Origin of the sequence: Microbacterium sp. BF1 (assembly GCF_019279095.1) — a bacterium.
GTDB classification, from domain to species: Bacteria; Actinomycetota; Actinomycetes; order Actinomycetales; family Microbacteriaceae; genus Microbacterium; species Microbacterium maritypicum.
On the sequence record NZ_JAGYWT010000736.1, the window covers coordinates 1 to 841 of the forward strand.

2 protein-coding genes are annotated in these 841 nt (G+C 68.1%); both read right to left on the minus strand.

Annotation, left to right across the window (positions count from 1 at the left end):
• Positions 1 to 329, minus strand: a 329-nt coding sequence (locus KZA10_RS16415) for a DUF3054 domain-containing protein (protein WP_218683427.1), incomplete at its 3' end; no start/stop codon positions are given.
• Between the two features lie 79 nt (positions 330 to 408).
• Positions 409 to 672, minus strand: a complete 264-nt coding sequence (locus tag KZA10_RS16420) for a hypothetical protein (protein WP_218683428.1) — start codon at positions 670 to 672, stop codon at positions 409 to 411.
• Positions 673 to 841: the final 169 nt, after the last annotated feature.

Sequence of the window (841 nt, forward strand, 5' to 3'; positions counted from 1 at the left end):
ATCGCGCGCCAGCCGACCAGTAAGGCCCCGAGCACGAGGGTCGCCACGATGATGAACGGCACCTCGGCGGTGTCGCCGCTGAGCACGCGGATGAGCATTCCTCCCGCGACCGTCACGATCCAGACCACGGCACCCCACAGCACGGACCAGGGGCGGCGTGGCCGACCGGGCAGCAGCGCGGCGAGGAGATGCCCGATGAGCAGGGCGATCAGGAAGGGCCACGCCGTGAGCAGGAAACCGGCAGGGTTCTCGTCATGAGAGGCGCGGCCGATCGCGGCGAAGATCAGCACGAGCACGACATCGACGACGACAGCGGGAAGGTACCTCATGCCACGACCCTACGTGCCTCGAACCGAAGCAGCGCCCGCCCCGCGGCATCTGGCGGAATAACCGCACCCGAAGCGGGCGTCACTCGAAACGGGTGAACGATCCGTCGCGCAGCACCGGTACGAGATCGACCGCGTCGAGCACGGCAGCGTCCGCCACCGATGTCGGCACCAGCCCCGACGCTTCGATGCGGGCGGTCGCCATGACTCCGTCGGCGAGCTCGTGGCCGGAACCGCTCGCACCGACCATGTGCCGCACGGCGCCGCGGAGCGCATGGAAGCCCTCCGCGGCCACCGCAGCATCCGGAGCCGTGTGATCGATGCCCCGAGCAGAGAGCGCCGACACGATCGCTCCGGCTCCGAGCTGGTCCTCGACTGGACAGAAGAGTGAGCGACCATCAGGTGCGTCATCGAACCCGACGTGGTCAGATTCGGTCTACCTCACAGGCGCTCACTCTTCTGTCCGTCGTCCGTCTCGAAGCGTTCCTGATTCCCTTCGCGCCCCTTCTGGTCGC